At 68.3% G+C, this 22,656-nt stretch carries 19 protein-coding genes; 5 read left to right on the top strand and 14 right to left on the bottom strand.

From position 1 onward, the window contains the following. Window positions 1-170: 170 nt before the first annotated feature. Complete coding sequence (locus HEP73_RS07875) at window positions 171-1,079, top strand: DMT family transporter (RefSeq protein WP_185822767.1); 909 nt, start codon at window positions 171-173, stop codon at window positions 1,077-1,079. Window positions 1,080-1,090: 11 nt separating this feature from the next. Continuing rightward, window positions 1,091-1,606, top strand: coding sequence for a DinB family protein (locus HEP73_RS07880; RefSeq protein ID WP_185822768.1), 516 nt, complete (start codon window positions 1,091-1,093; stop codon window positions 1,604-1,606). A gap of 58 nt (window positions 1,607-1,664) precedes the next feature. Here the strand turns inward: HEP73_RS07880 and HEP73_RS07885 are convergent, their stop codons facing one another. Together HEP73_RS07885 and HEP73_RS07890 are read right to left on the bottom strand one after the other, a co-directional pair. Further along, window positions 1,665-2,663 carry a peptidylprolyl isomerase gene (locus HEP73_RS07885; RefSeq protein ID WP_458309682.1) on the bottom strand — a complete coding sequence of 333 codons (999 nt, stop codon included), beginning with the start codon at window positions 2,661-2,663 and terminating at the stop codon, window positions 1,665-1,667. Window position 2,664: 1 nt separating this feature from the next. Then, the gene (locus tag HEP73_RS07890) at window positions 2,665-4,428 is read right to left on the bottom strand and encodes an XVIPCD domain-containing protein (protein WP_185822770.1); all 1,764 of its coding nucleotides are present in this window, start codon (window positions 4,426-4,428) and stop codon (window positions 2,665-2,667) included. A 160-nt stretch (window positions 4,429-4,588) separates the two neighbouring features. On the opposite strand from HEP73_RS07890, the gene HEP73_RS07895 reads away from it, so the two are divergent. Continuing rightward, window positions 4,589-4,954, top strand: coding sequence for a PadR family transcriptional regulator (locus tag HEP73_RS07895; protein WP_053834570.1), 366 nt, complete (start codon window positions 4,589-4,591; stop codon window positions 4,952-4,954). After that, window positions 4,951-5,871, top strand: coding sequence for a sensor domain-containing protein (locus HEP73_RS07900; protein ID WP_185822771.1), 921 nt, complete (start codon window positions 4,951-4,953; stop codon window positions 5,869-5,871). Before HEP73_RS07895 ends, HEP73_RS07900 begins: the two co-directional genes overlap by 4 nt. 46 nt (window positions 5,872-5,917) lie before the next feature. On the opposite strand, the gene HEP73_RS07905 is transcribed toward HEP73_RS07900, so the two are convergent. Next, on the bottom strand, window positions 5,918-7,228 hold the full coding sequence (locus tag HEP73_RS07905; protein ID WP_185822772.1) for a polyhydroxyalkanoate depolymerase: 1,311 nt from the start codon (window positions 7,226-7,228) through the stop codon (window positions 5,918-5,920). 63 nt (window positions 7,229-7,291) lie between these two features. Continuing rightward, window positions 7,292-7,897 (bottom strand): class I SAM-dependent DNA methyltransferase, encoded by a 606-nt coding sequence (locus HEP73_RS07910; protein WP_185822773.1) that lies wholly within the window; start codon window positions 7,895-7,897, stop codon window positions 7,292-7,294. An 81-nt stretch (window positions 7,898-7,978) separates the two neighbouring features. Here HEP73_RS07910 and HEP73_RS07915 point away from each other — a divergent pair, with 81 nt between their 5' ends. Then, window positions 7,979-8,434 carry a CopD family protein gene (locus tag HEP73_RS07915; RefSeq protein ID WP_185822774.1) on the top strand — a complete coding sequence of 152 codons (456 nt, stop codon included), beginning with the start codon at window positions 7,979-7,981 and terminating at the stop codon, window positions 8,432-8,434. Between the two features lie 54 nt (window positions 8,435-8,488). Here HEP73_RS07915 and HEP73_RS07920 read toward each other — a convergent pair whose 3' ends face one another. From HEP73_RS07920 to rseP, 10 genes are all read right to left on the bottom strand, one after another. Then, the gene (locus tag HEP73_RS07920; protein ID WP_185822775.1) at window positions 8,489-9,247 is read right to left on the bottom strand and encodes a tetratricopeptide repeat protein; all 759 of its coding nucleotides are present in this window, start codon (window positions 9,245-9,247) and stop codon (window positions 8,489-8,491) included. Window positions 9,248-9,271: 24 nt separating this feature from the next. Next, window positions 9,272-10,231, bottom strand: coding sequence for an acetyl-CoA carboxylase carboxyltransferase subunit alpha (locus HEP73_RS07925; protein ID WP_185815907.1), 960 nt, complete (start codon window positions 10,229-10,231; stop codon window positions 9,272-9,274). Window positions 10,232-10,427: 196 nt separating this feature from the next. Next, window positions 10,428-14,018, bottom strand: coding sequence for a DNA polymerase III subunit alpha (dnaE, locus tag HEP73_RS07930; protein ID WP_185822776.1), 3,591 nt, complete (start codon window positions 14,016-14,018; stop codon window positions 10,428-10,430). A 151-nt stretch (window positions 14,019-14,169) separates the two neighbouring features. Then, window positions 14,170-14,850 carry a ribonuclease HII gene (locus tag HEP73_RS07935; RefSeq protein WP_185822777.1) on the bottom strand — a complete coding sequence of 227 codons (681 nt, stop codon included), beginning with the start codon at window positions 14,848-14,850 and terminating at the stop codon, window positions 14,170-14,172. After that, window positions 14,847-16,130, bottom strand: coding sequence for a lipid-A-disaccharide synthase (gene lpxB, locus HEP73_RS07940; protein ID WP_185822778.1), 1,284 nt, complete (start codon window positions 16,128-16,130; stop codon window positions 14,847-14,849). Before lpxB ends, HEP73_RS07935 begins: the two co-directional genes overlap by 4 nt. A gap of 23 nt (window positions 16,131-16,153) precedes the next feature. Next, window positions 16,154-16,945, bottom strand: coding sequence for an acyl-ACP--UDP-N-acetylglucosamine O-acyltransferase (lpxA, locus tag HEP73_RS07945; RefSeq protein ID WP_185822779.1), 792 nt, complete (start codon window positions 16,943-16,945; stop codon window positions 16,154-16,156). Between the two features lie 19 nt (window positions 16,946-16,964). Further along, complete coding sequence (fabZ, locus tag HEP73_RS07950) at window positions 16,965-17,420, bottom strand: 3-hydroxyacyl-ACP dehydratase FabZ (RefSeq protein ID WP_185815912.1); 456 nt, start codon at window positions 17,418-17,420, stop codon at window positions 16,965-16,967. Continuing rightward, window positions 17,417-18,439, bottom strand: coding sequence for a UDP-3-O-(3-hydroxymyristoyl)glucosamine N-acyltransferase (lpxD, locus tag HEP73_RS07955; RefSeq protein WP_185822780.1), 1,023 nt, complete (start codon window positions 18,437-18,439; stop codon window positions 17,417-17,419). The genes fabZ and lpxD overlap by 4 nt, the downstream gene beginning before the upstream one ends. Window positions 18,440-18,828: 389 nt before the next feature. Further along, the gene (gene bamA / locus HEP73_RS07960) at window positions 18,829-21,195 is read right to left on the bottom strand and encodes an outer membrane protein assembly factor BamA (RefSeq protein WP_185815914.1); all 2,367 of its coding nucleotides are present in this window, start codon (window positions 21,193-21,195) and stop codon (window positions 18,829-18,831) included. Between the two features lie 86 nt (window positions 21,196-21,281). Further along, entirely contained in the window at window positions 21,282-22,646 is a 1,365-nt protein-coding gene (gene rseP / locus HEP73_RS07965; protein ID WP_185822781.1) for an RIP metalloprotease RseP, read from the bottom strand. Between the last annotated feature and the right edge of the window lie 10 nt (window positions 22,647-22,656).

Raw genomic sequence — 22,656 nt, forward strand, 5'->3', positions numbered from 1 at the left:
GATCCTAACAGCCATGCGCAAGATGCGGGGCCGGTGCGGCCCAGGCCGGTGCGCGGCCCCCACTTCTGCCGCTGTTCGCGCGTGTTGCCCTGTTGCCCGGCGGCAGCGGCGTCCGCAGCGGCAGCATGATCGACGGCAGCGGACACGAGATGAATCCAGGAGACAACACGGTGAATGCAGCCAACCCCGCGTCCGGCGATCCAGCCGACGCCCTTCCGGCACCCGCGGTGCGCGACTGGCGCACGCCGCTGGAACTGCTGTTCCTGGGCATCGTCTGGGGTTGCTCGTTCCTGTTCATGCGCGTGGCGGCGCCGAAGTTCGGCGCCTATGCGCTGGTGGAACTGCGCCTGGCGCTAGGGGCGACGGTGCTGCTGCCGTTCTTGTGGATGGCGCGCGCGCGCTTTCCGCTGCGGCGCTGGCCGACGCTGGCGGCGATCGGGCTGCTCAACTCCGCGCTGCCGTTCCTGCTGTTCGCCTGGGGCGCGCAGCATGCGCCGGCGGCGATCGGCGCGATCTGCAACGCGATGACGGTGCTGTTCACCGCGTTGATCGCGTTCCTGTTCTTCGGCGAGAAGATCGGTGCGCGCCGCGCGGTGGCGCTGCTGATCGGCTTCGTCGGCATCGTGGTCCTGGCCACCGGCAAGTCGGCCGGACTGAGCGTGGGGCCGGCAGCGTTCGCCGGCGCCACCGCCTCGCTGCTGTACGGCATCGGCTACAGCCTGGTGAAGCGCTATATGAGCGACCTGCCGCCGGCCGCATCGGCCGCCTCCACCCTGGGCTGCAGCGCAGTGCTGCTGGCGCCGCTGGCCTGGACGCATTGGCCGGCCGCGCCGGTGCCGGCGCTGGCCTGGGCCTGCGCCGGCGCGCTGGGCGTGGTCTGCACCGGCCTGGCGTTCCTGATGTATTACCGGTTGATCCAGCGCATCGGCCCGGCGCGCGCATCGACGGTGACCTATCTGGTCCCGGTGTTCGGCGCGCTGCTGTCCTGGTCGATCCTCGGCGAGCCGTTGACCTGGAGCATGCTGCTGGCCGGCGTACTGATCCTGGGCAGCGTCGCCTTCAGCCAACGCGCGCGTTGAAGGACCTATCGATGACCACTTCCCTGCTCGTATCGCAATTCGCCTACAAGGCCTGGGCCAACGCCGAACTGCTGCAGGCGCTGGCGCAGATCGACGCGGCGGCGTATCCGGCGCAACGGCAGCGCGCGATCCGGCTGTTGAACCACACCTACGTCGTGGACCGGATCTTCGCCGCGCATCTGGATGGCGGCACGCATGCGTTCACGGCCAGCAACACGCCGGAGACGCCGGCGCTGGAGGCATTGCACGCGGCCGTCGCCGAATCCGACCACTGGTATGCCGGCTATGTCGCCCGGCTCGACGCGACCGCATTGCAGCAGTCGCTCGCATTCCGCTTCACCGACGGCGATGCCGGCCGCATGACCCGCGAGGAAATGCTGTTCCACGTGCTGGCGCACGGCGCCTATCACCGCGGCAACATCGCCATGTTGCTCAGCGACTGCGGGCTGGAGCAGCCGCGCGAACTGTTCACCCGCTTCCTGCACGCAGTCGAACCCGAGCGCCGCGGCGCGGCGCCAATGGCCTGAGCGCCGGCGGAAAGCCAATGCAGGGCAGTCCGCTGGCGAGCGCGAGCGCCGGGGCGAACTACTGCGGCGGCGTGCGCACCGGTAGCGGCACGTTGCACAGGTCGATGTGCCCGGCCGGGCGTTTGTAGAAATCGTCCCTGCGGTTGCGCCGTGCTTCGGCCACGTCGCGGAAGGTCTGGGTGTCGGTGCGCAGCAACTGCAGCGGGGTGCGTTCGGCCTCGGGCAGGTCGCTGGCGAGCTTGATCGCGCGGATCGGCGTGCGCTGTTCGGGCTTGGCGTAGAAGCCCATCGGGTCCGGTCCGCGCGGAATCACGCTGAGCAGTTCCATGCCCTTGACCACGCGCCCGACCACGGTGATGTTGCGGTCCAGCTGCCGCGGCGATTGCCCGGTGACCACGTACAGTTCGGCGCCGATGCTGCTGTCCTCGTCGTTGTTGCGGCCGGCGCCGAGGGTACCGTAGCAGTGCGCCAGCCACGCGATGCCGTCCTTGGGGTCGCGCGCGGCCGGGAAGCCGTCGACGAAGCCGACTTGCGGCGCCCAGCCGTCGCGGTCCGGCAGCGCCTGGAACGCCAGGCCCTTGGCGTCGCGCTGGAACTCGGCCGGCAGGTGGCGCTTGGCCGACCCCAGCGGCTTGGCCTTGCCCGCCTCCTCGCCGTCGGGATCGCCGAACTGCACCACGAAGTTGTCCTGCGAGCGGTAGATGCTCAGGCCGTCCCAGAAGTGCTCGTGGGCCAGGGTGCGGATATTGCCGACATGCTGCGGCGCGAACGCTGGCGCCAGTTCGATGACGACGCGGCCGGCGTCCAGGTCCAGATACAGCGTGTTGGCCGGATCCAGCGTGCGCCAGTCGCTGGGCTTGGACGCGTCCAGGATCTGCTGCGGACTGCGGTATGGTACTGCCGGCGCAGCCGCCAGGGCGCAGGCGGCGGACGACAGCAGTGCGAGGGCGAGCAGGGTGGGACGCAAGGGCATGGCGGCAGCCTGGAGGACGGTAGCCCGATTCTTACCCAGCCACCGTCGCCGCGCCAATGCCGCCGTTGCATTGCCTGCCTTTATCTCAGCGCGCCGGTGCGCGTTGCGGGGCGTCCTGGGCCTCCTGCGCGGCGGCCGCCACCGCGGGTTGCGCAGTCGCATTCAAGGCAGTGAGCTGGCGCAGGCTGTCCTGCAGCGGTGTGGCCGTGGCGACCTGCGCGTCCACGTAGGCGGTGCGCTTGTCGGCTCCCAGCGGGTCGCCCTGCACCGCGAACACGCGGCCGGCGTCGTTGCGCAGCACATGGTCGACCTGAGTCAGGCCTTCGCGCTTGGCCGCCAGCAGCAGATGGGTCGCCAGTTGCGGATCGGCCGGCGTCAACCGGGCGTCGATCATGCGCTGCATCGCGTGGTCCGGATGCGCCGGATCGCGGGGATCGGCTGGCGCGCTCGCGGCTGTTGCCGGCGTTGCGGCCGCGGCCTTCGGAGTGGGACGCTCGATTCCGGCGTCGATCCGGGTCAGCGCGCCGCTCAGCGCGCCATCGGCATCGGCGGCGACGTGAAACAAGCGTTCGCTCAGGCCGTACGGGGAATTGCCGAGATTGCGCGCCAGGCCGATCGCGAATTCCTCGTTGCTCATGCGGGCGTAGTCGCCGGCCCGCTCGCGATCGAACGGGCGCGCCTGTGCGGCCTGCGCGTACTGCTGGCGCAGCGCGCCCATCTGCGCCTCGGAGAAGTTCAGGGTCACGTCCTGGCCGGCGGCGATAGCGTCGGCCGCGGTGTCCTCTCTGGCCAGCGCGGCATTGAGCAGTTGCGCCTGATTGCCGTCGACCTTGCCGAAGCCGAGTTGGTAGCGCCGCGCCTCGACATGTTCGGCGCCGGTGGTATCGAACTGGCGGGTCAGGGTGAGCGGCACGTTGTCGGCGTACTGCAGTTTGCTGGCGACGGTGCTGCTGCCGTCGGCTTGGGTGGCGCGCACGTTCTCGCCGCTGTTGCGCTGCCCGCCCAGATCCAGGCTTACCGGCCCCAGCCCGAGTTTGGCGCGGGTCTGCGAACTCATGCTCAGGGTGTCGATCCGCTGCACGTCGCTGACCCCGGGCGCCTGTGCCGGCAGCTGGCCGCTGCCGAGGAAATCGCGGTAGGCGGCCTGCGCCTGTGGGTCGCGCAGATCGAAGGTGGCGGTGTGCATGCTGGCCTGGCCCAGCGCGTCCTGGCGGCCGAGCATGGCCTGCGCCACGGACGTCTTCAGCCCGAGCATCTCGACGTGTTCGATCGCCGCGGTCGGTCCTGTGGCCACGCGCACGTGGTAGGCGTCCAGCCGCTCCGCAGCATAGCTGACGCCCGCCGCATCGGTGTGTTCGCTGCTGCTGGCGAAGTTGCGGAACGAGCTCTCCAGCGAGGTGCGGGCAAAGGCCTGGCCATCGAGCTTGACGCTGCCGCCGACCGGGATGGTGAGCGGATCGAACGGATTGACCGCACGCGCGGCCTCGACACCGGCATCGCCGGGCAGCTTGACGCTGTAGCGCGCGCGCTCGCCGAGCTGGGTCGTGCTGCTGACGCTCGCCGCGTTGCGGCCGCTGGTGGCGGCGTCGAGCTTGTGGCCCTGGCGGAATTCCATCTCCAGGCCGAACTCGGTTTTGCCGTCGGCAGTGCGCCGGCTGGCGCCCACGCTCTGGGTGGCGACAAGCCGGTGCTCGATCGGCCCGGTGCGCCCCAGTACGCGCGATTCGGTGTGCTCCGCGCTGACGCTGCCGTCGGCTGGATTCCACTTCAATGGACCGGCACTGCGACTGCTGCCGGCGCTGGCGAAGGTGGGATCCGTAGCCTGGGCGGGGGGCGTCGTTGAATTCATGCATTCCTCCTGGATAGCGCCTGACGGCGCAAGCGGCGCGGAGGATAGACGGGCCGATGTTGCCGATGCGTAAGGCATTCGTTATGCGGCATGACTACCGGCACATTCGCTATACCCAACTTAACACTAGTATGCATTCCAACCTAGTGGGGAAGCGGTCATGGTCGAACCGGATGCGCAGCTGAAGAAGTTCCAGAAGGAGCTGAGTGCGGGCACCGTGTCGCTCGCGCTGCTGGCGGTGCTGGCCGAGGCCAAGGAACCCCTGTACGGCTACCTGATCGCCAAGCGCCTGGAAAAAGTGGGCGAGGGCGTGCTCAGCGGCAAGCAGAGCGCGCTGTATCCGGTGCTGCGCAACCTGGAAGCGGCCGGGCTGCTGTCCAGCCATGTCGAGCCGTCGGTGGCCGGGCCGCCGCGGCGCTATTACCGCATCACCGAACCCGGCCACGCCACCTTGCAGCAGTGGGCCGCGGCGTGGCGCGCCACCCGCGATTCCGTCGATTCCGTCCTGAAGGGGATTTCAGAATGAGCAGCGAACAATTCCAGGCGCGGCCGTTACCGGCCACCATTCCCGATTACCTGGCGCAACTGCGCGCGGCGCTGGCCGGGGCCGATCCGGCGCTGATCCAGGATGCGTTGTACGACGCGGAGGAATACCTGCGCGCCGAGCTGGCCGAGCAGGCTGGCAAGAGCGAGGCCGAGGTCATCGCCGAAGTGGCCGGCAGCTACGGCGCGCCGGAGGAGGTGGCGGCGATCTACCGCGACACCGAGGTCACGGTGAACCGCGCGCTGAAGCCGCCGGCACCGCCCAAGCGCAAGTCGCTGCTGGGCCGCTTCTTCGGCGTGGCCGCCGATCCGCGCGCCTACGGCGCGTTCTTCTACATGCTGCTGTCGCTGGTCACCGGCATCTTCTACTTCACCTGGGTGGTCACCGGGGTCAGCGTCTCGCTGGGCATGCTGGTGCTGATCATCGGCGTGCCGTTGCTGGTGCTGTTCTTCGGTTCGGTGCGGCTGCTGTCGCTGGTGGAAGGGCGCATCGTCGAGGTCTTGCTGGGCGAGCGCATGCCGCGGCGGCCGCTGTACAGCGCGCCCGAGCAGCCGTGGCTGCGGCGCATCGGGCAGATGTTCACCGACGCGCGCACCTGGACCACGATGCTGTATTTCGTGCTGATGCTGCCGCTGGGGATCTTCTACTTCACCGTCTTCATCACGCTGCTGAGTACGGGATTGGCGCTTGCGGCGGCACCGCTGGGATTTTTCCTCCCGCAGCAGTTCAACATCATGTTCGTCGACTGGAACGTCACCGAAAGCGCGCCGTGGCTGCTGCCGCTGTGGAGTGCGCTGGGAATCGTGCTGCTGTTCGCCACGCTGCACCTGGCGCGTGGCATCGGCAAGTTGCACGGCATGCTGGCCAAGCACCTGTTGGTGCACAGCTCTGCGCAATGATCGTGTCGCCGCGGCCGGCTGCTGCCGGCCGCGAGCGGTACGCCGCTCAGCCTGCCTTGCGGCTGCCGCGGCGCTTGAGCGGGGTGACGTTGCCGCTCGGCGCCTGCGCCGTGGCGGACGCGTTGGCGGCGATGAACGCACGCACCTGCGGATAGACGATGTCGCGCCAGCGGCGGCCGCTGAAGATGCCGTAATGGCCGGCGCCTTCCACTTCCAGATGCTGGCGGCGGTGCGCGGCGATGCCGGTGCACAGGTCCTGCGCGGCGGCGGTCTGGCCCAGGCCGGAGATATCGTCCAGTTCGCCTTCGATGCTGAGCAGCGCGGTGTCGCGGATCGCCGCCGGATCCACGCGCTCGCCGCCGATCACCCATTCCCCGCGCGGCAGCAGGAATTCCTGGAACACCACCCGGATCGTGTCCAGGTAGTAGGTCGCCGGCATGTCCAGCACCGCGTTGTATTCGTCGTAGAAGCGGCGGTGCGCCTCGGCGTCCTGCAGGTCGCCCTTGACCAGGTCGGCGTAGAAATCCCAGTGCGACATGAAGTGCCGGCTGGGGTTCATCGCCAGGAACCCGGTGTGCTGCAGGAAGCCCGGATACACCGCGCGGCCATGCCCCGGATACGCCTGCGGCACGGTGTGGATGACGTTGTGCTCGAACCACGACAGCGGATTGCGCGTGGCCAGGTTGTTGACCTGGGTGGGGCTGCGGCGCGCGTCGATCGGCCCGCCCATCATCACCAGCGAGCGCGGCGTGGCTTCGCCGCGGCCGGCCATCAGCGACACCGCGGCCAGCACCGGCACGGTCGGCTGGCATACGCTGATCACGTGCAGCTTGTCGGCGCCGATGTGGCGGATGAACTCCTGCACGTAGTTGACGTAGTCGTCCAGGCCGAAGTCGCCTTCGCTCTGCGGCACCATGCGCGCGTCGATCCAGTCGGTGACGTAGACCTTGTGGTCGCGCAGCAGGGTGCGCACGGTATCGCGCAGCAGCGTGGCGTGGTGCCCGGACAACGGCGCCACCACCAGCACCGCCGGCTGCTGCTTGAGCCCGGCCACGACCTTGGCGTCGTCGCTGAAGCGCTTGAAGCGCAGCAGGCGGCAGAACGGCTTGCGCAGCACTTCCTGCTCGACGATCGGCAGCGGATGGCCGTCGACCTCGACATGGTCCAGCGCCCAGGCCGGCTTCTCGTAGTCCTTGCCGAGCCGGTGCAGCAGTTCGTTGGTGGCGGCCAGACGCTCGGCGCCCGGGAGCGTGGCCCACAGGCTATTGGCGTCGGAGAAGATCTTGGCGTTGGCCGCTGCCTGGTGGACCCAGGGGGCGAGCAGGTTGCGGGTCAGTTCGTGCCACTGGTAGAGCATGCCGGTGTTTCCATCCTGAGCGTATGCTGCCGTGCAGCATATCCTATCCGGTGTGGTTGCACCTTAATGGGGCACCAGACCAATTGTTTCCAGTGCCGCTGCATCCCCCGCCAGCGCTGGCGATAGCCAGCAATGACTGCCGACCGGGCGCAGCCCGAGTGCACCAAACTGGCGCCGGTACCAGCGCGCCGGACGCGGCTGGAAGCCGGCATGGTCGCCGTCGAAGTCGTCCTCGCTGGCGAAGGTCTCCAGGAACGCGACGCCGCCGCACAGTTCGGCCAGGCCCGGCAGGCCCTGGCGCAATTCGCGGTTGGGCACGTAGTGCAGCACGTCCGAACACACCAGCAGGTCCACCGGCGCGCACGGCCGCAGCCAGGCGAAATCGCCGAACCGTGCCGGGCGCAGGTCGCGATGGCGGCCGTAGCGCGCGATCGCATACGCGCTGCTGTCGAAGCCCAGGTAGCGCAGTTTCGGCCGCAGTTTCATCAGCGGCGCGCGCCAGGCGCCTTCGCCGCAGCCGATGTCGAGCACGCTGCGGATCGGCCGTTCCAGGTAGTACTCGGCCTGGGCCACGGCGAGCGCGACCTTGCGCGCCAGGCGCGCGTTGCCGCCGATATCGTCGCGGCGATACCAGCGCTGGAAATAGTCGGCGTCGTACTGTTTGTCCATGCGGGGTCGTGGTCCGTGCGGGCGCGATGCGAATCGGCGAAAATGGCGTGACATCCTACGCCAGCGACCCGGAGCCAGCGCATGCAACTCTATCTGTGGATCAAGTCCCTGCACCTGCTGTTCGTGGTCGCATGGATGGCGGCGGTGTTTTACCTGCCGCGGATCCTGGTCAACATCGCCGAGAGCGCAGGGCAGGCGGAGGTGCAGGCGCGGCTGGTGCTGATGGGGCGGCGCCTGTACCGCTTCGGCCACATGATGTTCGGCCTGGCCTTGCTGCTGGGGCTGACGCTGTGGCTGGGCTACAAGGTGTTGCCCGATTTTCCGACCATGGTCGCGCCCGGCCACAGCGGCTGGCTGCACGCCAAGCTGGGGCTTGTGGGGCTGCTGCTCGGCTATTACATCTTCAGCGGGCGCTGGCTCAAGGGCGTAACGCAGGCGCGCGCGCTGCCGTCCTCGCGCGCGCTGCGCCTGTTCAACGAAGTGCCGGTGCTGGTGCTGCTGGTGGTGATCTGGTTGGTGTTGGCGAAGCCGTTTTGAGCGGGGATTCGGGATTGGGGATTGAAAATCCCGGTGCCGATTCTTCTCGGGCCGCTAGGCGTTGCGGCTGTCCAGTTGTTTTAGTTCGCTGCGGGCCAGGTCGATCCATTGGCGTTGGTCGCGCTGGTAGTAGCGCGGGGCCAGGCTGGAGCGCTTCAGTGCTTCGTTGAACACTTCGCGCGCGCGCTGCGGCTGGCCGGCGCGCTGCAGCAGTTGCGCGTAGCGCACGCGCGCTTCTTCGCCGGGGTAGTCGTCGGCGAGCGCGGCGTATTCTTCCAGCGCCGCGTCGGTCTGGCCCAGCGCCTCGGTGGCGCGCGCGTAGAGCAGGTGGCCGTCGTGCGAGCGGAACTGCGGGTTGGCGGCGATCAGCCGGTCCAGCGTGGCTTTCACCGCGGCCGGCTGGTCCAGGCCGAACTGCGCCTTGGCCAGGCCCAGCAGCAGCCCCGGATCGTCGCGATGGATGCCGCGCAAGCCGCTCTCGAACACCTCGGCCGCCTGCGCGTAGTCGCCGTTGTCCAGGTGCACCTCGGCCAGTTGCCGGCGGTTGTCCACGGTGTCGGCCAGTTCCAGGCGATTGCCGGCGGTGCGCTTGTCGCGGTTCGGATCGAGCGTGGCGCCGACCTTGCGCAGGTGGCGGCGCGCGCGCGGATCGTTGCGCCATTCCGGCAGCAGTTCGGCGATCACGTAGATCAGGATCCCCAGATACGAAAAGATCAGCAGGATGAAGATCCAGTACAGCGGGCGGCCGCTGCGCACCACGTGCACACAGCAGGCCAACTGCAAAGCCAGCGACAGCAGGACGATGGGATTCATGGACAACGCTTCCTTGTGTCGCGATCAGGCCGCTTCGTACGCCCCGTAGCCGCGCAGGCGCTCGTAGCGCTTCTGCAGCAACTGCTCGACCGGCAGCTTTTCCAGCGCGTCCAGTTCGTTGAGCAGCACCGCCTTCAGGCGCTTGGCCATCTGCGTGGGGTTGCGGTGTGCGCCGCCGATCGGCTCGCGCACGACCTTGTCGACCAGGCCCAGCGCGGACAGGCGCTTGGCGGTCAGGCCCAGTTGCTCGGCGGCGTCCTTGGCCTTGCCGGCGTCCTTCCACAGGATCGAGGCGCAGCCTTCCGGCGAGATCACCGAATAGGTGCCGTACTCCAGCATCAGGGTGCGGTCGCCGACGCCGATCGCCAGCGCGCCGCCCGAGCCGCCTTCGCCGATCACGGTGCAGATCACCGGCACTTTCAGTTCGGCCATCTCCAGCAGATTGCGCGCGATCGCCTCGCTCTGCCCGCGTTCTTCCGCGCCGATGCCCGGATAGGCGCCGGGGGTGTCGATGAAGGTCAGCAGCGGCAGCTTGAAGCGCTCGGCCAGCTTCATCAGCCGCAGCGCCTTGCGGTAGCCCTCCGGACGCGGCATGCCGAAGTTGCGCGCGACCTTGGTCTTGGTGTCGCGGCCCTTCTGGTGGCCGATGATGACCACCGGGCGCCCGTCGATGCGGCCCAGGCCGCCGACGATGGCCTTGTCGTCGGCGAACGCGCGGTCGCCGGCCAGTTCCTGGAATTCGTCGCAGAACACGTTGATGTAGTCCAGCGTGTACGGACGCTGCGGATGCCGCGCCAGCTGCGAGATCTGCCACGACGACAGGTCGCGGAAGATCTGCGCGGTGCGCACCCGCAGCTTGTCCTGCAGCGCCCGCACCTCGGTCTCGACGTTGACCGCCGGGCCGGTGCTGGCGTTGCGCAGTTCCTGGATCTTGGCTTCCAGATCGGCGATGGGTTGCTCGAAGTCGAGATAGTTCGGATTCATTGGAGGCCGTCGTGAACGTAAGGGGCGCAGTTTAGCCGAACCGATGTCCGGCGCCCGTACGGGGCCGTGCGGTTTGGGGGCCGGGATTCGGGATTGGGGATTGGGGATTCGAAAAAGCCGGGCGGCTCCTGCCGCTGCGGACAGCGCGGATCCCGCTCCTACGAATCCCCAATCCCGAATCCCGAATCCCGGCCGTTCAAGCCCACGGCGGGCTGTACTTGACCTTCACCGCGCGCACGCCCGGATCGGCGCGCAGGGTGTCCAGCAGCTGCGGGTCCACGCGCACCGCGTGGCTGCCGTTGAGGTCGAGCATGCCGGCCACGGCGCCGTGTTCGGATTGCAGTAGCAGGTCCAGGCGCAGCGGCGTCTTGCCGGGGCGGTGGCGTGCCAGCAGCGCGTCGATGCGCTGCCAGGTGCTGCGCTGGCGCAGGTCCAGGCGCAGCGACAGGCGCTGCGCGTGGTGGGTGCAGATCTGTTCGTAGTCCCAGCATTGGCGGATGCGCATCGCATAGCCGCCGTTGAATTCGTCCTCGCGCACGCCGCCCTTGACGATCAGGATGCGGTCGCGGGTGAGCAGGTGGCCGAACTCGGCGATGGCGTCGGTGAACGCGCTGCACTCGACCCGGCCGCGGCCGTCCTCGAGTTGCACGAACACCTGGCTGTCGCCCTTGCGCCGCACGCCGACCACCTGGCCGGCGAGGATCGCGCTGGTTTCCGGGCGCCAGGCGCGTTTTTCGCCGTCGCCGCCACCACCGCGTCCGCCGCCGGATTGCGCGCAGATCTTTTCCAGCGCGCTCAGGTCGCAGCCGACCAGCTCGCGCACTTCCTCGCGGTAGGGGTCGAACGGATGGCCGCTGAGATAGAAGCCCAGCGTTTCGCGCTCGCCGGTCAGCAGCTGGCCCAGCGGCCATTCCTTGCTTTCCGAAAGATCCAGGTGCAGGGCCGGGGCGCTGGTGTCGGCGCCGCCGAACAGCGAGTTCTGCCCGGAGGCGCGCTCGCGCGCCATCTGCTCGGTGGCCTTCATCACCTCCGGCAGCTGCAACATCAGCGTGGCGCGGTTGCTGCCCAGCCCGTCCATCGCGCCGGCGTTGATCAGCGCTTCCAGGGTGCGCTTGTTGAGCTTGGCCGATTCCACGCGGGTGCAGAAATCCAGCAGCGAGGCGTATTCGCCGCCGCGCTCGCGCTCGGCCACGATCGCCTCGCAGGCGCCGCGGCCCACGCCCTTGATCGCGCCCAGGCCGTACTGGATGGTGTCCGGCGTGGCCGCTTCGAACATGTACGCCGAGGCGTTGAGCCGCGGTGGCAGCACGGTCAGGCCGAGGTTGCGCACCTCGTCGAGGAAGCCGACTACCTTGTCGGTGTTGTCCATGTCCGAAGACAGCGTCGCGGCCATGAACTCGGCCGGGTAGTGCCGCTTCAGCCACGCGGTCTGGTAGCTGACCAGCGCATAGGCGGCGGCGTGCGACTTGTTGAAGCCGTAGCCGGCGAACTTCTCCATCAGGTCGAAGATTTCGTCGGCCTTGGCCTCGCCGACGCCGCCCTTGGCCGCGCCCTCGCGGAAGATCTCGCGGTGCTTGGCCATCTCCGCCGGCACCTTCTTGCCCATCGCGCGGCGCAACAGGTCGGCGCCGCCCAGCGAGTAGGCGCCGACGATCTGCGCCATCTGCATCACCTGCTCCTGGTACACCATGATGCCGTAGGTGTCTTTCAGGATCGCTTCGGTGCGCGGATCGGGGTAGATGATCTCCTGCTGGCCGTGCTTGCGCGCGTTGAAGTCCGGGATCAGGTCCATCGGGCCGGGGCGGTACAGCGACACCAGCGCGATCAGGTCTTCGAAGCGGTCGGGCTTGGCGTCCTTCAGCAGCCGGCGCATGCCCGAGGATTCGAACTGGAACACCGCGCCGGTGTTGCCCGAGGCGAAGATGCCCTTGTAGGTGGGCGCGTCGTCGAGCGGGAGCGCGGTGATGTCCACCGGCGGGATGCCGGCGCGCGCATGGCGCACGTTGATCGCCTTCACCGCCCAGTCGATGATGGTCAGCGTGCGCAGGCCGAGGAAGTCGAACTTGACCAGGCCGACCTGCTCGACGTCGTCCTTGTCGAACTGGGTGACCGGGTTCTTGCCCAGGTTGTCGACATCGTGTTCGGCGAACAGCGGGCAGAAATCGGATAGCGGCGTCGGCGCGATGACCACGCCGCCTGCGTGCTTGCCGGCGTTGCGGGTCAGGTCCTCCAGCTGCCGCGCCAGGTCCATCAGGTCGCGGACGTCGTCCTCGCTCTGGTAGCGCTGGATCAGCTCCGGCGAGGCCATCTCGCTGTCCTTGCCTTCGCCCATCGCGTCCTTCAGCGTGATGCCGAGGATGTTGGGGATCAGCTTGGCCACGCCGTCGACCAGGCCGTACGGGAAGCCGAGCACGCGGCCGCAGTCGCGCACCACCGCCTTGGCCGCCATGGTGCCGTAGGTGATGATCTGGCTGACCCGGTCGCGCCCGTACTTGCGCGCGACGTAGTCGATGACCTCGTCGCGGCGGTCCATGCAGAAGTCGATGTCGAAGTCGGGCATCGACACGCGTTCGGGATTGAGGAAGCGCTCGAACAGCAGGTTGTACGGCAGCGGATCCAGGTCGGTGATCTGCAGCGCCCACGCCACCAGCGAGCCGGCGCCGGAGCCGCGGCCCGGGCCGATCGGAATGCCCTGGTTCTTGCCCCACTGGATGAAGTCGGCCACGATCAGGAAGTAGCCGGGGAAGCCCATCTTGATGATCGTGTCCAGCTCGAACTCGAGCCGGTCGACGTAGTCCTGGCGGGTCTTGCCCGGCGCCAGCGGATTCTTCTCCAGGCGCGCGGCCAGGCCGTCGCGCGACTGGCTGCGGATCCAGCTGTCCAGCGTCTCGTTGTCGGGCACCGGATACGCGGGCAGGAAGTAGGTGCCCAGCTGCATCTCGATGTTGCAGCGCTGCGCCAGCGCCAGGGTGTTGTCGAGCGCGTCGGGAATGTCGGCGAACAGCGCGGCCATTTCCTCAGGCGACTTCAGGTATTGCTGGTCGCTGTAGTCGCGCGGGCGCTTGGGATCGTCGAGCACGCGGCCGGAGGAAATGCACACGCGCGCCTCGTGCGCGGCGAAGTCGCTGGCGTACAGGAAGCGCACGTCGTTGCTGGCCACCACCGGCAAGCCACGCATGCCGGCAGCGTGCAGCGCGAACTGGTTGAACGCTTCCTCGCCGTCGCGGCCGGTGCGGGTCAGTTCCAGGTGCAGGCCGTCGCCGAAGATGCGTTGCCAGTCGGCCAGTTGCTGCTCGGCCAGGTCGTGGCGGCCTTCGCTGGCCAGGCGTCCGGCCAGGCTGTCGCGCCCGGCCAGCGCGAACAGATTGTCGCTGCCGGTCTGCAGCCACTCCGGGCGGATCGCCACGCCGCCTTCGTTGCGTTGGCCTTCCAGCCAGGCACGGGTCAGCAGGCGCGACAGGCTCAGGTAGCCGTCGCGGTTGCGGCACAGCACGGTGAGCCGCCACGGCGTCTCGCCGGGGCTGTCGGCGATCAGCAGGTCGGCGCCGGCGATCGGCTTGATGCCCACGGCTTCGGCGGCCTTGTAGAACTTGACCAGCGCGAACAGGTTGTTCAGGTCGGTGACCGCGAGCGCGGGCAACTCCAGTTCGACCGAACGGCTGAGCAGGTTGGCCTGCTTGGCTTTCTTCGGGTCGGCCTGATCCGGTTTCTCGGGCACACGGATGGTCGAATCCGCCAGCGAGAACTCGGTGTGGACGTGCAGATGAGCGAAGCGGGAAGTGGACATGCGGAACCAGAACGATGCCCGGGCAGGTTAGCGGCGGGGGCGGAGACGGGCAAGGCTTGACAGCCGGGATTCGGGAGTCGGGATTGGGGATTCGTCGCAGTCTCAGGCAGTGCTGCGCCGCGTACCGTCGCTGCAGATCCAGCTTGCACGTCTAAGCGAGTTGCAGTGACTCCATCGAACCCCGAATCTCCACTTCCGACTCCCGGCCCGCCAGCGCCATCCTGACCGGCGCGAAACTGCGCCGATGCTGCGCGCACGGGCCATGCGCGGCCAGCGCGGCCAGGTGCGCCGGGGTGGCGTAGCCCTTGTGCAGGTCGAAGCCGTAGTGCGGATGCTGTTCGTGCAGGCGTTGCATGATGTGGTCGCGGGTGACCTTGGCCACGATCGAGGCGGCCATGATCGCGCGGTCCAGGCCGTCGCCGCCGATCAGCGCCTCGGCGGCGCAGGGCAGGCCCTTGGGCACCCGGTTGCCGTCGATGCGCGCGAACCCGGCCACGTGCGCCACGCCTTCGACCGCACGGCGCATGCCCAGCATGGTGGCCTGGTAGATGTTCAGCCGGTCGATCTCCTCGGCCTCGATCAGCACCACCTGCCAGGCCAGCGCACGCTCGACGATGCGCGCGTACAGCGTCTCGCGGCGCGCGGCGGTCAGCTGCTTGGAATCGTCCAGGCCGTTGATGCGGGTGCGCGCCGGATCGAACACCACCGCTGCCACCGCCACCGGCCCGGCCAGCGGCCCGCGCCCGGCTTCGTCGACGCCAGCGTAGAGCCGGGATTGGGGATTGGGGATTGGGGATTGGAACAGCGAGCCGGATCCGCCGGAAGACTTCATGACGCCGCTCCCGAATCCCGAATCCCGAATCCCGAATCCCGGCCCCAAAGCAACTCGAGCACCGCGTCGGCCGCACGCGCCGAGGCGTCCTGGCGCAGCAACTGGTGCAGGCGCGCGTACTCGGGCTGCAGCGCGGCCACCGCCTGCGGGTCGCGCAGCCAGTGCAGCAGCGCGGCGGCGAGCGCGTCCGGGGTGCAGGCGTCCTGCATCAGTTCCGGCGCCAGGTCGCGGCCGGCGAGGATGTTGGGCAGCGCGTAGCGGTCGACCTTCAGCAGGCCCAGCGCCTTGACGATGCGGTAGGTCAGCGGCGCGACCTTGTAGCCGACCACCATCGGCCGCTTCACCAGCATCGCCTCCAGCGTCGCGGTACCGGACGCCAGCAGCACCACGTCGGCGGCGAGCAGGGCGGTGCGGGCCTGGCCGTCGAGCAGGTGCGAATACACCACCGGCAACGCCGAGCGCGACAGCTGCTCGGCCAGCAAGGCCTTGCATGCGGGATTGGCCGCCGGCACCACCACGTGCGCGCCCGGCGTCTGCTGCAGTACCTGCCAGGCGGCGGCGAAGAAGGTATCGCCGAGCCGGCCGATCTCGCCCAGGCGGCTGCCCGGCAGCACCGCCAGCACGGTCGCGCCGGCCGGCAGGCCGAGTTCGGCGCGCGCCGCATCGCGGTCCTCGTGCAGCGCGATCGCGTCGGCCATCGGGTGGCCGACGAAGCGCGCATCCACGCCATGCCTGGCGTAGATCGGCGGTTCCATCGGGAACAGGCACAGCACCCGGTCGGCGCTGGCGCCGATCTTGGCCGCGCGCCGCTCGCGCCAAGCCCATACCGACGGGCTCACGTAATGCACGGTGCGGATGCCGCGCTGCTTGAGCCAGCGCTCCACGCCGAGGTTGAAGTCGGGCGCGTCGATGCCGACGAACACGTCCGGGCGCCAGTCCAGCAGGCGCTGGCGCAGCTCGCGGCGCAGTTTCAGCAGCCGCGGCAGATGCCGCAGCACCTCCATCAGGCCCATCACCGCCAGCTCGCTGGCATCGAACCAGGTCTGGCAACCGGTGTTGCGCATCGCATCGCCGCCGATGCCGGCGAATTCGGCATCCGGATAGCGCGCGCGCAACGCCTCGATCAGCCCGGCGCCAAGCTGATCGCCGGAGGCTTCGCCGGCGACCAGGGCGATGCGCAGCTTGGCTGCTGCGCCGGGAATGGGGAATGGGGAATGGGGAATGGGTGAGGCAAGAGCGGGACCGTGGCCGGGCGGGCTACCGCTCTTCCCATTCCCCATTCCCGATTCCCCATTCCCGGCACTCATCGCAACAACGGCCGCTCGCTGGCTTCGATGAATTCCAGCATCGCGCGCACGTCCTCGCTGCTTTCGGCCAGCACCGCCAGTTGCTGCTTGGCCTCGGCCAGCGGCAGGCCGGCCACGTACAGCGCGCGGTAGGCGCGCTTGATCGCGGCCAGGCGCTCGGTGTCGAAACCGCGGCGCTTGAGGCCTTCGCTGTTGATGCCGCGCGGGCGGCCCAGCGAGTTGCCGCCGACCATGGTGAACGGCGGCACGTCGCCATTGACCAGCGCGCCCATGGCGAGGAAGGCGTGATCGCCGATGCGGCAGAACTGGTGCGCGCCGGCGAAGCCGCTGATGATCACGTAGTCGCCGATTTCGACATGCCCGGCCAGGGTGGCGTTGTTGGAAAACACGCAATGGTCGCCGACCACGCAGTCGTGGGCGATGTGGGTGTAGGCCAGGAACCAGTTGTCGCTGCCGACGCGGGTGATGCCGCCGCCGTGGCCGGTGCCGCGGTTGACGGTGACGAACTCGCGGATCACGTTGCGGTCGCCGACCACCAGTTCGGTGCGTTCGCCGGCGAACTTCTTGTCCTGCGGATCGCCGCCCAGCGCGACGTGGCCGACCAGGTGGTTGCCGCGGCCGATCTTGGTCGGGCCGACGATGCTGCAGTGCGGGCCGATCACGCTGCCTTCGCCGATCTCGACCTCGGCGCCGATCAGGGTGAAGGCGCCGACGCGCACGTCCGCCGCCAGCGTCGCCGACGGGTCGATCACCGCGGTGGGATGGATGAGAGGGGCGTTGTCGCTCATTGCAGGTCTCCTGCCTGGCTCATTCGCGGGTGCCGGCGCACAGCACCTCGGCGCAGGCGACGACCTTGCCGTCCACCTTGGCTTCGCCGTAGTACACGGCCATGTTGCGGATCACCCGCTTGATCTGCACGTGCAACTCGAGCACATCGCCGGGCACGACCTGGCTGCTGAAGCGGGCGTTGTCGACCTTGACCATGTAGAACAGCTTGGACTGCGCATCGCGGCCCAGCGCGAGCTGGGTCAGTATCCCGCCGGCCTGGGCCAGCGCCTCGATGATCAGCACGCCGGGCATGATCGGCTGGCCGGGGAAGTGGCCCTGGAAGAACGGCTCGTTCACGCTGACGTTCTTGTGCGCGACGATCTTGCGATTCTCGAAGTCGAGCGACACCACCTTGTCCACCAGCAGGAACGGGTAGCGGTGCGGGATCAACTTCTGGATCTGCAGGATGTCCGGCAGGGTCTGGTCGTGGCTCATTGCTTCTCCTTGCTTACAGACAGGATGCGACGGGCCAGGGCATCGAGCTGCTTGAAGCGCGCGGCGTTCTTGCGCCACGTGCGGTTGTCGGTCAACGGGGTGCCGGAGGAATATTCGCCCGGCTCATGGATGGAATTGCGCACCACCGACTTGCCGGTGATCACCACCTTGTCGCAGATTTCCAGGTGGCCGACCACGCCGACCGCGCCGCCGAGCATGCAGTAGCGGCCGATCTTGGCGCTGCCGGCGATGCCGGTGCAGCCGGCGATCGCGCTGTGCGCGCCGATGTGCACGTTGTGCGCGACCTGCACCAAGTTGTCCAGGCGCACGTCTTCCTCGAGCGTGGTGTCTTCCAGCGCGCCGCGATCGACGCAGGCGTTGGCGCCGATCTCGCAATCGTCGCCGATCGACACGCCGCCGAGCTGCGGCACCTTGATCCAGTGGCCGGCGTCCATCGCCAGGCCGAAGCCATCGGCGCCGAGCACCGCGCCGGGATGGATGCGCACGCGCTTGCCCAGCCGCACCCGGGTGACCAGGGTGACGCGGGCGATCAGTTCGCAGCCGTCGCCGAGCTGGCAATCGTCGCCGATCACGCAGCCCGGACCGATCACGCAGCCGTCGCCGATCACGCTGCGCGCGCCGATGCTGACGAAGGCGCCGATATGCGCGCCGGCGGCGATCTGCGCGCTGGGGTCGATGCTGGCGCTGGGATGGATGCCGGGCGGCCGCGCCGGCGCCACGTCGAACAGCGCGGCGATCTTGGCGAAGGCGACATACGGATCGCGCGCGATCAGCGCGGTACCGGGCGCCGCTTCGGCATCGTCGGCACGCAGCACCACCACCGCCGCGGAGCTGTCGGCGAGCTGCGCGCGATAGCGCGGATTGGCGAGGAAACTGAGCTGGCCGGGACCGGCATGCGCCAACGTGGCGACGCCATGCACGGCGACCGCGCCGTCGCCATGCAACTGCAAGCCGAAGCGCTCGGCGATCTCGTGTGCGGTATGGGAAGGAGTATTCACGCAGCGATTCTACCGTGTGCCATCGGCACGGTCATGCTGCCCCTGCGCAGCGGGCCTGCGCGGCCCGATCAGCCGCCGCTTGCCGACTGCAGAAAAGACCTGCTCATGCCCAGGCCAAGAGCGCAGCCAACTGAGCGCAGACAAGCCCCCTTTAGTAAAGGGGGCGCGCCGACAGGCGCGGGGATTTGGGAGAAGACGAGCCGGGGCCCGCGATTCGCGCAGCGAATCGTGGGGCGTCAGCGCGAACGCGATGACGCGCTCCCCCCTTTAGTAAAGGGGGCGCGCCGAAGGCGCGGGGATTTGGAAGGCCAAGCCCCCGGGGCCCATGCTCCCGCGCAGCGGGAGCATGGGGCCGCCAGGGCAGCGCCCTGGCGGCGGGTGGGCAGTTCCTAGAACTGCCCACCAAAGGTGAACTGCAGACGCTCGATCTCGTCGTTGTCTTCCTTCTTCAGCGGCAGCGCGTAGCTGATCGAGATCGGGCCGACCGGTGCGCGCCACAGCAACGCCACGCCGGTGGAGGCGCGCAGTTCGTTGGTCTTGTAGTTGTCGACGCCGTTGAACACGTTGCCGACGTCGACGAACGCGGAGACGCGCGCCGAAGGGCTGTCGAACAGCTTCGGGAAGTACAGTTCCGCCGAGCCCACGGTCTTGAACGAGCCACCCAGCGGCTGCCCGCGGCTGTACGAGGCGGTGGCTTCCGAACGCGGACCGAGGGTGTTGTCCTCGAAGCCGCGCACCGAGTTGGTGCCGCCGGCGTAGAAGTTCTCGTAGAACGGCAGGCCCGACGCGGTGACCGTGCGGGTGGTGCCGTCGGCGTTGGTGATGGTGCGGCTGACGTCGCTGCCGTAGCTGTCGCCGTAGCCGAACTCGGCGCGGGTGTTGAGCACGATCGACGGGATGATCGGCCAGTACTTGGAGATCTGGTAGTTCAGCTTCCAGTACTCGACGGTGGAGCCGGGCAGGGTGGCTTCCAGGCCCACACGCTGGTACATGCCGCGGGTCGGCATGAAGTAGTCGTTGCGGGTGTCGCGCGCCCAGCCAAGTTCGCTGCGCCAGGCGTGGAAGGTCTTCTGCCCGATCGCGTCGATGTAGTTGATGATCGCCTGCGGCGTGTAGCCGGGATAGGTGGTGATCTGGTTGCTGTCGATGCCGAACATCAGCGAGACGGTGTCGTTCTCGGTGATCGGCACGCCGAAGATCATCTGCGCCGCGCCGTTCTTGCTGTTGTACTGGGCGGTACCGAAGTCGGAGTAGTCCAGCTTGCGGTAGGAGATGTTGTAGCCCAGCGACACGCCGTCGTCGGTGAAGAACGGGTTGGTGTAGGAGAACGCGTAGCGCTCCTGGTAGCTGCTGCGCGAGGCGTCCACCGAGACGCGGTTGCCGCCGCCCAGGAAGTTGTTCTGCGACAGCTGGATCGAGGTGGTGACGCCGTAGGTCTGCGAATAGCCCAGGCCGAAGGTGAAGCTGCCCGAGGTGGTTTCCTTGACGCTGTAGACCACGTCGACCTTGTCGTTGCTGCCCGGCACCGGCGGCGTTTCCACGTCCACCGCTTCGAAGTAGCCCAGGCGCTGCAGGCGGACCTTGGAACGGTCGATCGCGGCCTGCGAGTACCAGCTGTTCTCGAACTGGCGCATCTCGCGGCGCAGCACTTCGTCGGAGGTGCGGGTGTTGCCCTTGAACACGATGCGGCGGACCGACACGCGCGGGCCCGGCACCACCTGCAGGTTGATCGCGACGGTGCGCTTCTCGCGGTCGGTGGTGGGGACCGGGTTGACCTTGGCGAAGGCGTAGCCGATGTTGCTCAAGGTGTTGGTGATCGCGTCGGAGCTGAATTCCAGCAGCGCGCGCGAGAAGGTGTCGCCCGGCTTCGGGATCACCAGCTTCTCGACCTCTTCCTGCGGCAGCACGGTGTCGCCGGTGACCTTGATGTCGGAGATCTTGTACTGCTCGCCCTCGGTTATGCCGGCGGTCAGGTACATGTCGCGCTTGTCGGGGCTGATCGCCACCTGGGTGGAATCGACGCTGAAATCGACGTAGCCGCGGTCCAGGTACCAGGAGTTGAGCTTCTCCAGGTCGCCGGACAGCTTTTCCTTGGAGTACTGGTCGTCGCGGCGGTACCACGACAGCCAGTTGTGCTCGCGCGACTCCCAGTTCTCCAGGATGTCGTCGGTGGCGAACTTCTCGGTGCCGATCAGGTTGACGTGCTGGATCTTGGCGGCCTTGCCTTCCTTGATCGCGATCGCCACGTCGACCCGGTTACGATCCAGCGGGCTCACCGTCGGAGTGATCTCGACGTTGTACTTGCCGCGGTTGTTGTACTGGCGTGTCAGTTCCTGGGTCACCCGGTCCAGGCTCAGCCGGTCGAAGGTGCCGCCCTCGGTCAGGCCGATGTCGGACAGGCCCTTGAGCAGCTCTTCGCTCTTGATGTCCTTGTTGCCGGTGACGGTCAGCTTGTTGATCGCCGGACGTTCCTTGACCGTGACCACCAGGATGTTGCCCTGGCGATCGACCTGCACGTCCTCGAAGAAGCCGGTGCGGTACAGCGCGCGGATCGCTTCGCCGACCTTGGCGTCGTCGACCGTGTCGCCGCGTTCCACCGGAAGATAGGTGAACACGGTGCCGGAGGAGATGCGTTGCAACCCGTCGACGCGGATGTCGCTGGCGGTGAAGGGCTCCGTCGCCTGGGCCAGAACCGGCAAGCTGAGGCTGGCGGCGAGGGCGAGGGCTAGCAGGCGGCGAGTGGGAAATCTCGTCATGTCACGTCCGGTAGAGGTCGATATCGTTGTTGCATGGGCGCCGGCGTAAGACGACGACAGCGGGGTCGAGTGGATCAGCATCGGGTTCATCGCAGGACCTGGCCGAAGATGTCGTTGTAAAACGCCAACCCCATCAGCCCGGCCAGCATCGTCAGACCGACGAACTGCCCCGCAGCCATGGCACGCTCGCTCAGCGGGCTGCCCTTGACCAACTCAATAAGGTAATACAGCAAGTGCCCGCCGTCCAAGATTGGAATCGGCAGCAGGTTCATGATCGCCAGGCTCAGCGACAGCAGCGCCAGGAAATATAGGAACCAGTCCGGCCCCTGCTGGGCCGAGACGTTGGCCACCTTGGCGATGGTGATCGGCCCGGACACGTTCTTGATCGAGGCCTGTCCGGTCAGCATGCGCCGGATCAGCCCCAGGGTATCCCCGGCCAGCTTGCCGGTTTCGCGGAACGCGACCGGGATCGCCGCCAGCGGGCCGTACTGCAGCTTGGCGTCGAACGCCGGCGGCGGGCGGTCCTCCTGGCCAAGGTCCACGCCCAGGGACAGGCCCTTCAGGCGCGGGTCCTTGCTGGGGGTGAGACGCACCTCCAGCGCCAGCCGTTCGCCGTTGCGCTCGACCTCGACCAGGCCGCTGCCGCCGTTCTTGGCCAGCGTCCGGACCTGCGGCGCGACCTGGTCGGCGCCGGCGACCGAGGCGCCATCCACCGCCAGGATCAGGTCGCCGGGGCGCAGCACGCCGTCGGCGGCCGAACCCGGGGTCACCTTGGCGACGATCGCCGGCTGCAGGCTGAACCGCCAGGTGAGGCCGGCCAGGCGCGGCACCTGCTGTTCGTCGAAGCCGGCAGGCAGCTGCGACAGGCGCAGCGTATGCACGCGGCTGGCGCCGTCGCGCGTGTCCTCGGTCTGGATGCGCACGTCGGCGGCGTCCATCGCCGCCACGGTCAGCTGCATGCTGGCATCGCTCCAGCTGGAGACCTCGCGCTTGCCGATGCGCACGATGCGCTCGCCAGGCTGCAGCCCGGCCTGCAGCGCCAGGCCCTCGGCGCGGCCGACCACCGCCGCGTAATCCTGCTTGCCGATCACGAACATCGCCCACAGCAGCGCCACGCACAGCACCAGATTGGCGATCGGGCCGGCGGCGACGATGGCGATGCGCTGCCACACGCTCTTGTTGTTGAAGGCCTGGTCGCGCTCGGCCGGGGCGACCTCGCCCTCGCGTTCGTCGAGCATCTTCACGTAGCCGCCGAGCGGAATCGCGGCGATCGCGAACTCCGTGCCGTGGCGGTCGTAGTACGACCATAGCGGCTTGCCGAAGCCCACCGAGAAGCGCAGCACCTTGACCCCGCAGCGGCGGGCGACCCAGAAGTGGCCGAACTCGTGGAAGGTCACCAGGATGCCCAGGCTGACGATCATCCACCAGACGGACCCGATGAAGTCACCCATGCGCGTGGCT

Source organism: Xanthomonas sp. GW, assembly GCF_014236815.1.
GTDB lineage: Bacteria > Pseudomonadota > Gammaproteobacteria > Xanthomonadales > Xanthomonadaceae > Xanthomonas_A.